The sequence below is a fragment of the Saccharopolyspora sp. genome, from assembly GCF_017434145.1.
GTDB lineage: Bacteria > Actinomycetota > Actinomycetes > Mycobacteriales > Pseudonocardiaceae > Saccharopolyspora_C > Saccharopolyspora_C galaxeae.
On the sequence record NZ_JAFRFW010000448.1, the window covers coordinates 1 to 7,556 of the forward strand.

A 7,556-nucleotide genomic window follows, 5' to 3' on the forward strand; every position below is an offset into this window, starting at 1 on the left:
CGGGTGACGATTTCGCCGCGGCCGTGGCCGCCGACGTGGACCTGTCCGCCTCCTCGCGCGCCGAGCTGGACGCGATTATCGAGGCGGCCCGGTCGGCAGGCCGCACGGCACGGGTGCACCTCAAGATCGACACCGGGCTGAACCGCAACGGCTGCCCGCACGAGCTGTGGCCGGATCTGCTGGACCGCGCGGCGGCGGCGCAGGCCGACGGCGAGCTGGAGGTCGTGGCGGTGTGGTCGCACCTGGCTTGCGCGGACGAGATCGGCCACCCGTCGATCGACGCGCAGGCCGAGGGCTTCCACCGCGCGTACGAGCAGGCCCTGCGGGCGGGCCTGCGCCCGATCCGGCACCTGGCGAACTCGGCGGCGCTGCTGACCCGCCCTGACCTGCACTTCGAGCTGGTGCGCCCGGGCATCGCGGCTTACGGCCTGGACCCGGTTCCGCAGCACGGCGACCACGGGTTGTGCCCTGCGATGACCTTCCGCTCGACGGTGGTGCAGGCCAAGCGGGTGCAGGCGGGCGAAAGCGTCTCCTACGGGCATCTGTGGACCGCCGAGCGGGAATGCACGCTCGCCCTGATCCCGGTCGGGTACGCCGACGGCGTGCCGCGGTCGCTGTCCGGCCGGATGCAGGTGTGGCTGGCGGGTCGTCGCAGGCCGGTCGTGGGCCGGGTGTGCATGGACCAGCTGGTCGTGTTCTGCGGCGATGACCCGGTCGGCGAGGGTGACGAGGTCGTGCTGTTCGGCACCGGCGAGCTGGGCGAGCCGACCGCCGCCGAGTGGGCCGACGAGCTGGGCACGATCCACTACGAGATCGTCACCGGCATGTACCGGCCCCGGGTGACCCGGACCGTGGTGCGGACGGAGGTCCCGACGTGAAGCCTTGGCAGACCGTGGCCTGGGCCGGCGGGGTGCTCGGCGCCGCGGTCACCGGCGCGGCAGTGGGCGTGGTCGCGCACAGCACCCGCATCGCGACCCAGCGCAAGGACCCGGACGACCCGCTCGCCGAGGAGAACCTGGGCAAGCTCAAGCCCGACCGGCATTCCACGGTGGCCGCCGATGACGGCGTCCCGCTGGCGGTGCAGGAGGTCAAACCGGCCGACGGCGGGCACGCGGAGCTGACCGTCGTGCTGGTGCACGGCTACGCGCTGGACTCGCGGTGCTGGCACTTCCAGCGGCGGGACTTGCCGCTGCTGACCGATCCGCGGGTGCGGGTGGTGCTCTACGACCAGCGCAGCCACGGCCGTTCCGGGCATTCTTCGCGGCCCAACAGCACGATCGAACAGCTCGGCAAGGACCTGGACGCGGTGCTGCGGGCGACCGCGCGGCGCGGGCCGGTGGTGCTGGTGGGGCATTCGATGGGCGGCATGGCGATCATGGCGCTGGCCGAGCAGCGGCCGAAGCTGTTCCGCGACCGGGTGTGCGCGGTGGCGCTGCTGAGCACCTCCGCCGGTGAGGTCGGTGCCTCCGGACTGCCGAAGCCGTGGCTGTCCAAGAACAACCCGGTGACCCGCGGGCTCGGCGTGCTGGCCGGGATGCAGCCCGCGCTGGTGGAGCGGGTGCGCCGCGCGGGCGGTCAGCTGAGCTGGAGCATCGTGCGTTCGCTGGCGTTCGGCGGCAGGCAGGTCAGCCCGGTGATGGTGGACCTGATGAACGACATGATCGGCGCGACGACGGTCGAGGTGGTCACCGACTTCCTGGAGACGCTCGGTTCGCACGACCGCAAGGCGGCGCTGGCCGGGTTGCGGCACTGCGAGGTGCTGGTGCTCAGCGGCGACGCGGACCGGATGACGCCGTTCACGCACTCCGAGGTGATCGCCGGGGAGCTCCCGGACGCCGAGCTGGTGCGGGTTCCGGAGGCCGGGCACATGGCGATGCTGGAGCGGCACGAACTGGTCACCGAGTACCTGGCGGCGCTGGTGCGGCGGGCTGCGGCGCGCGCCGAGGCCGAGCAGAAGGCGAGCTCATGAACACGGTGTCCACTGTGGAACTTCCTGCGGAGTCCGATGCGCTGGAGTTCGGGCGTTCGCTGGGCGCCCGGCTGCGCGCCGGCGACCTGGTGCTGCTCACCGGCCCGCTGGGGGCGGGCAAAACGGTGCTGGCCAAGGGGATCGCGGCCGGGATGGGGGTCACCGGCCAGGTCACCTCGCCGACGTTCGTGATCGCGCGGGTGCACCACCCGGCGGCCGGGTCCGGTCCGGCGCTGGTGCACGTGGACGCCTACCGGCTCGGCGGGCTGGCGGACATCGACGACCTCGACCTGGACACGGACCTCACCGAGGCGGCGGTGGTGGTCGAGTGGGGCGAGGGCTTGGCGGAGCGGCTGGCCGACGAATACCTGCTCGTCCGGCTCGACCGCCGCGAGGACGACGTGCGCGAGGCGACGCTGGAGCCGCACGGGCAGCGCTGGCGCGACTGCGGTGGTGAGCCGGGAAACCCTGACCCGGAAAAGCCCTGACACCGCCGCGTGTCATGGCCGCGCGCCGCCGCATGTTCCGGTGATCATTTAGGCGGGCGTGCCGCGTGCCGTTACGCCGGGTTGGAGACCACCGATTTCAGCTCGGCCGAGAGTTCCCGCGAGAGCCGTTGCATCAGCGGCACCAGCGTCTCCGGCGAGATCCGCGTCATGCGCCCTTCCGGCCCGCTCACGGAGATCGCGGCGCCCGCGGGTGCGCCCGGGACCGCCACCGCGTAGCAGCGCACGCCGACTTCCTGCTCGCCGTCGTCCACGGCGAAGCCCTGCGAGCGCACCCGCGCCAGTTCTTCCTGCATGGCGGCCACGCTGGTGATGGTGCGCTCGGTCTGCGGCCGCATCCCGGCGCGGCCGAGCATCTGCGACACGGTGCCCTCGCCGAGGGTGGCCATCACGGCCTTGCCGACGGCGGTGGCGTGCGCGTCGACCCGCCGCCCGACTTCGGTGAACATCCGCATCGAGTGCTGCGACGGGACCTGCGCGACGTAGACGACCTGGTCGCCGTCGAGCACCGCCATGTTCGAGGTCTCGCCGATGGCTTCGGTCAGCTCCGCCAGGTACGGCCGCGCCCACGAGCCGAGCGCGCGGCTGGCCGTCTCGCCCAGCCGGATCAGCCGCGGCCCGAGCGAGTAGCGCCGCGACGGCTGCTGTCGCGCGTAGCCGCTGCTCACGAGCGTGCGCATGATGCGGTGGATGGTCGGCAGCGGCAGCCCGGAGGCTTCGGCGAGGTCGGACAGCGCGACCTCGCCACCCGCGTCGGCCATCAGTTCCAGGATGTCGAAGGCGCGCTCGATCGACTGCACTCCTCCGCCTTGGTTGGCGCGGCCGGTCATCGCAGCGGTCCTTTCGTCGGCCGAGGTTGCTGGCCCGGTGGCGCTCGATCCGAAGATCGAGTCGGGGGATCGATTCTAGGCGGCGGGGTCGGTGCCGGACGTCATGTTGCTTACCGCCGTTCGTGGAAACTAACATCCACGATGCAGAAAAAATACCGCAGTGTTGGCGGGCGTGGCGGTCGCGGCGGTCACGCGAACGGCGAACACCCCAGGTACCCGAGAGAGGTGGCCTTCCCATGTCCGAAACGACCCCGGCGAGCGTGCAAGTGCTCGGCGGACCGGTGGAGCGCGGCGCGGAGATCCTCACCGGCGAAGCGCTCGACTTCATCGCCGGCTTGCAGCGCAAGTTCGGCGCCCGTCGCGACGAGCTGCTGGCCCGCCGCAAGCAGCGCCGCGACGAGGCCGCCCGCAACGGCAGGCTGGACTTCCTGGAGGAGACCCGCGAGGTCCGCGAGTCCGACTGGCAGGTCGCCACCCCGCCCGCGGACATCGCCGACCGGCGCGTGGAGATCACCGGGCCGACCGACCGCAAGATGTCGGTGAACGCGCTCAACTCCGGCGCCCGGGTGTGGCTGGCCGACCTGGAGGACGCCAACACCCCGCACTGGGAGAACGTGGTCAGCGGCCAGGTCAACCTCTACGACGTGGTCCGCAAGCAGGTGGAGCTGTCCACGCCGGAGGGCAAGCAGTACAAGCTGCGCGACGACGTGCAGCACGCGGTGCCGCTGGTGCGCCCGCGCGGCTGGCACTTCGACGAGAAGCACCTGCTGGTGGACGGCAAGCCGGTGGTGGGCGCGCTGGTCGACTTCGGGCTGTACTTCTTCCACAACGCCCGCGAGCTGGTGAACCGCGGCAGCGGCCCGTACTTCTACCTGCCGAAGATGGAAAGCCACCTGGAAGCGCGGCTGTGGAACGAGGTGTTCACGCACGCGCAGCAGGAGCTCGGCATCCCGCACGGCACGATCCGCGGCACCGTGCTGATCGAGACCTTCCCGGCGGCGTTCGAGCTGGAGGAGATCCTCTACGAGCTGCGCGACCACTCGGCCGGGCTGAACGCGGGCCGCTGGGACTACCTGTTCAGCGTCATCAAGACGTTCCGCGAGTCGGACCGCTACATCCTGCCGGACCGCAACACCGTCGGGATGACCGCGCCGTTCATGCGCGCCTACACCGAGCTGCTGGTGCGCACCTGCCACAAGCGCGGCGCGTTCGCGATCGGCGGCATGGCCGCGTTCATCCCGAACAAGAAGGACCCCGAGGCCAACGAGAAGGCCATGAACAAGGTCCACGAGGACAAGAAGCGCGAGGCCGGTGACGGCTTCGACGGCTCCTGGGTCGCGCACCCGGGCCTGGTGGAGATCTGCTACGAGGAGTTCGACGCGGTCCTGGGCGACAAGCCGAACCAGATCGACCGCAAGCGCGAGGACGTCGCGATCACCGCGGACGACCTGCTCGCGGTGGACCAGACGCCGGGTCAGAAGACCATCGAGGGCCTGCGCGCGGCGGTGGACGTGGGCGTGCGCTACATCGCCTCCTGGCTCGGCGGCAACGGTGCGGCGGCGATCCACAACATGATGGAGGACGCGGCGACCGCGGAGTTCTCCCGTTCACAGATCTGGCAGTGGCTGCACAACGACGTCGTGCTCGCCGGTGGCGAGCAGGTCACGGCGGATCTGGTGCGCCAGGTGCTCGCCGACACCGAGAAGTCGCTGCGCGCCGAGGAAGGATTCCCGAACGACAACCTCGGCCGGGCGATCGAGCTGTTCGAGCAGGTCGCGGTGGCCGACGAGTTCGTCGACTTCCTGACGCTGCCCGCTTACGAAGCGCTCTGAGGCGGTTGGCGCGGAGGGAGCGGCGCGCCCGCTCCCTCCGTTGCCGAGGTACGACAGCAGAAGATCGGAAAGGGGTGCACCAGTTGGCCAAGACTTCGCTGGACGCGCAGGAGGTTCGGCAGCGGCTGGATCGGTTGTCGGCCGTGGACGAGCACGTGGCGCGGCGGTATCCGGGAGTCGGCGCCGGCCGCCAGCCGGTGCACACCTGCTACGTCCCCGCGCACGCCGTGGCCGCGGGGACCTTGCTGCGCTGGTCGGATGATGCGCTGGCCGCGTTCGGCGCACATCTGTCCACATCGGACGAACTCGCCGCGGTGCTTGGCATGGACGGCGATGTGGCCGCGGGCGTGCATCCGCGGGTGCGGGAGACGCTTTCCGGCGCGGCGGTCGAGGACCTGCGCATCGACTTCGAGGACGGCTACGGCGCGCCGGGCGACGAAGCCGAGGACGACGACGCCGAGCGCACCGCCGGTGTCGTCGCGGACTGGCTGCGCGACGGCGTGCAGCCGTCGTGGTTCGGGCTGCGCGTGAAGTCGTTCGACACCTCCGAGCTGCGCGGCCGTTCGGTGCGCACGCTGGACGTGTTCCTGACTTCGCTGCTGCAGCAGTGGGGGAGCCTGCCGGACGGGTTTGTGCTGACGTTCCCGAAGGTCGTCGACGTCGCGCAGGTCGAGGTGTTCGTGCAGCTGCTGGAGCTGTTGGAGCAGCAGCTCGGGCTGGCCGAGGGCGCGCTGCGGTTCGAGATCCAGGTGGAGACCACTCAGTCCATAGTGGACTCATCGGGCCGGTTCGCGCTGCCGCGGTTCATCGAGGCGGGCGCCGGGCGGGTCACCGGCCTGCACTTCGGCACCTACGACTACACCGCGAGCTGCGGGCTCACCGCGGCGCACCAGCACTTGGCGCACCGCGCCTGCGACTTCGCGCGGCACGCCATGCAGGTTTCCGCCGCGGGGACGGGGATTTTCCTGTCCGACGGTTCGACGAACGTGCTGCCGGTCGGTGACCAGGTCCGGCACGGTTGGCGCACGCACTACGACCTGGTGCGGCGGTCCCTCGCGCACGGCTTCTACCAGAGCTGGGACCTGCATCCGGCGCAGCTGGTGAGCCGGTATGCGGCGGTGTTCGCGGAATTCCGGGAAGCCGCCCCGGCGCAGGGTGAACGGCTCGCGGCCTACGTATCGGCCCGCGGCGGGGCGGTGCTCGACGAGCCCGCGACCGCGCGGGCGCTGGCGGCGTCGTTCGTGCGCGCGCTGGCCAACGGCGCCACCGATGCGGCCGAAGCCGAGGCGATGACCGGCCTGGACGAACCGGGTCTGCGGGATCTCGCGCGGATGTGAACCGCTGAGCCCGGTGCCTGCCGGTGTGCGGGGGCGGCGATCGCGCCCCGCACACCGGCAGGTCCGCCGTCCTCGGCGAGGGGTACCGATCAGATCCGCGGGGTCATTACCTTCGGGTCGTCCAGGGTGCCGCTGGTGACGACGTTACCGCCTTCGCTCGGGCGGAAACTGCCCTCGCCGATCTCCTTGCCCTTGTCGTCGCTGCCCGCGTAGCCGTGCACCTTGATCTGCTCGACCTGGTCGTCGGAGCCCAGGGACCCGAGGTTCGCGCAGTCGCCTGCCGGCACGATGACGCTGCTCAGACCGCCCCGGTCGGGGAACTCGACGGAGGTCGCGTAGTCGCCCTTCGAGCACACGCTGATCTCGCCGGGCGTCGCGGCCGAGGCGGGGGCGGCGACGGCCAGCGCGGCGCCCGAGGTGAGGATGCCGACGACGGCGGCCGACGAGCCGATCCGCTTGATCGTGTTCGAGATGCGCATTCTTCGCTCCATTCTGATTGCTGGTTCCGGCGTTTCTCGCCAGGTCCGATCGCTATTCGCCCCGAAGTTATCGGGGTCGCTCAGGTGTTGCAATTAAATGCCGCAGAAATGCACCATCGGGCATGCGGCGTGCCCGCGAGCGGCCGATCTCGCAAATTCTCCGGGTAGGTGTTTCGGAGTCCTGTCGAAAATCTTAAAACAGGCTTGCTGGTTCGTTTTGGCTGTTCGCCTGGGCTTGGTCCCGGTTTCTCCGGTGCGCGGTGACGCGGTTCCGAGGTGGAGATCGCGGGGTTTCCCGATTCTTCGCGCGCGGCCGCGGCGAGTGCTTGCGAATCAGCCCGCCGCGCGGCTCCGGATTTCGTCCGCCGGGCAGTGCGAAACCGTTTTTCGCGATCGGCGGTAGTTCCGGAGCCGATCGCCGCGAGGCCGCCGCCACCCGTCGGCCTGGACGAATCCGGTTCGCGGGAACTCGCGCGGATGTGCGGCGCTATGGTCGGGGCCGACCTTCCGAGGAGGCGCGATGACCGAGGACGAGCGATCCCGAGACGAGCTGCCGCTCGCCGACCTGGCCCGCGACCTGGGTCCGAACCAGGTGTTCGGGCC

General features: G+C 70.8%; 7 protein-coding genes. 5 read left to right on the forward strand and 2 right to left on the reverse strand.

All coding sequences use genetic code 11. From position 1 onward, the window contains the following. From alr to tsaE, 3 genes are all read left to right on the forward strand, one after another. The coding region (alr, locus tag IJH84_RS12385; protein WP_295144289.1) for an alanine racemase at positions 1-878 on the forward strand (878 nt) is incomplete at its 5' end. Next, on the forward strand, positions 875-1,969 hold the full coding sequence (locus IJH84_RS12390) for an alpha/beta hydrolase (protein ID WP_295144292.1): 1,095 nt from the start codon (positions 875-877) through the stop codon (positions 1,967-1,969). The genes alr and IJH84_RS12390, both read left to right, overlap by 4 nt. Continuing rightward, positions 1,966-2,457: a tRNA (adenosine(37)-N6)-threonylcarbamoyltransferase complex ATPase subunit type 1 TsaE gene (tsaE, locus tag IJH84_RS12395; protein ID WP_295144295.1), complete on the forward strand. Its 492-nt coding sequence runs from the start codon at positions 1,966-1,968 to the stop codon at positions 2,455-2,457. Before IJH84_RS12390 ends, tsaE begins: the two co-directional genes overlap by 4 nt. Before the next feature lie 71 nt (positions 2,458-2,528). Here tsaE and IJH84_RS12400 read toward each other — a convergent pair whose 3' ends face one another. Next, positions 2,529-3,305 (reverse strand): IclR family transcriptional regulator, encoded by a 777-nt coding sequence (locus tag IJH84_RS12400; RefSeq protein WP_200068443.1) that lies wholly within the window; start codon positions 3,303-3,305, stop codon positions 2,529-2,531. Positions 3,306-3,541: 236 nt separating this feature from the next. Between IJH84_RS12400 and aceB the strand changes: the two genes are divergently transcribed. Together aceB and IJH84_RS12410 are read left to right on the forward strand one after the other, a co-directional pair. Beyond that, positions 3,542-5,137, forward strand: coding sequence for a malate synthase A (gene aceB / locus IJH84_RS12405; RefSeq protein ID WP_295144301.1), 1,596 nt, complete (start codon positions 3,542-3,544; stop codon positions 5,135-5,137). Positions 5,138-5,211: 74 nt separating this feature from the next. Then, positions 5,212-6,474: an aldolase gene (locus IJH84_RS12410; protein WP_367269014.1), complete on the forward strand. Its 1,263-nt coding sequence runs from the start codon at positions 5,212-5,214 to the stop codon at positions 6,472-6,474. Positions 6,475-6,563: 89 nt separating this feature from the next. On the opposite strand, the gene IJH84_RS12415 is transcribed toward IJH84_RS12410, so the two are convergent. After that, positions 6,564-6,953 (reverse strand): hypothetical protein, encoded by a 390-nt coding sequence (locus tag IJH84_RS12415; protein ID WP_200068445.1) that lies wholly within the window; start codon positions 6,951-6,953, stop codon positions 6,564-6,566. Positions 6,954-7,556: the final 603 nt, after the last annotated feature.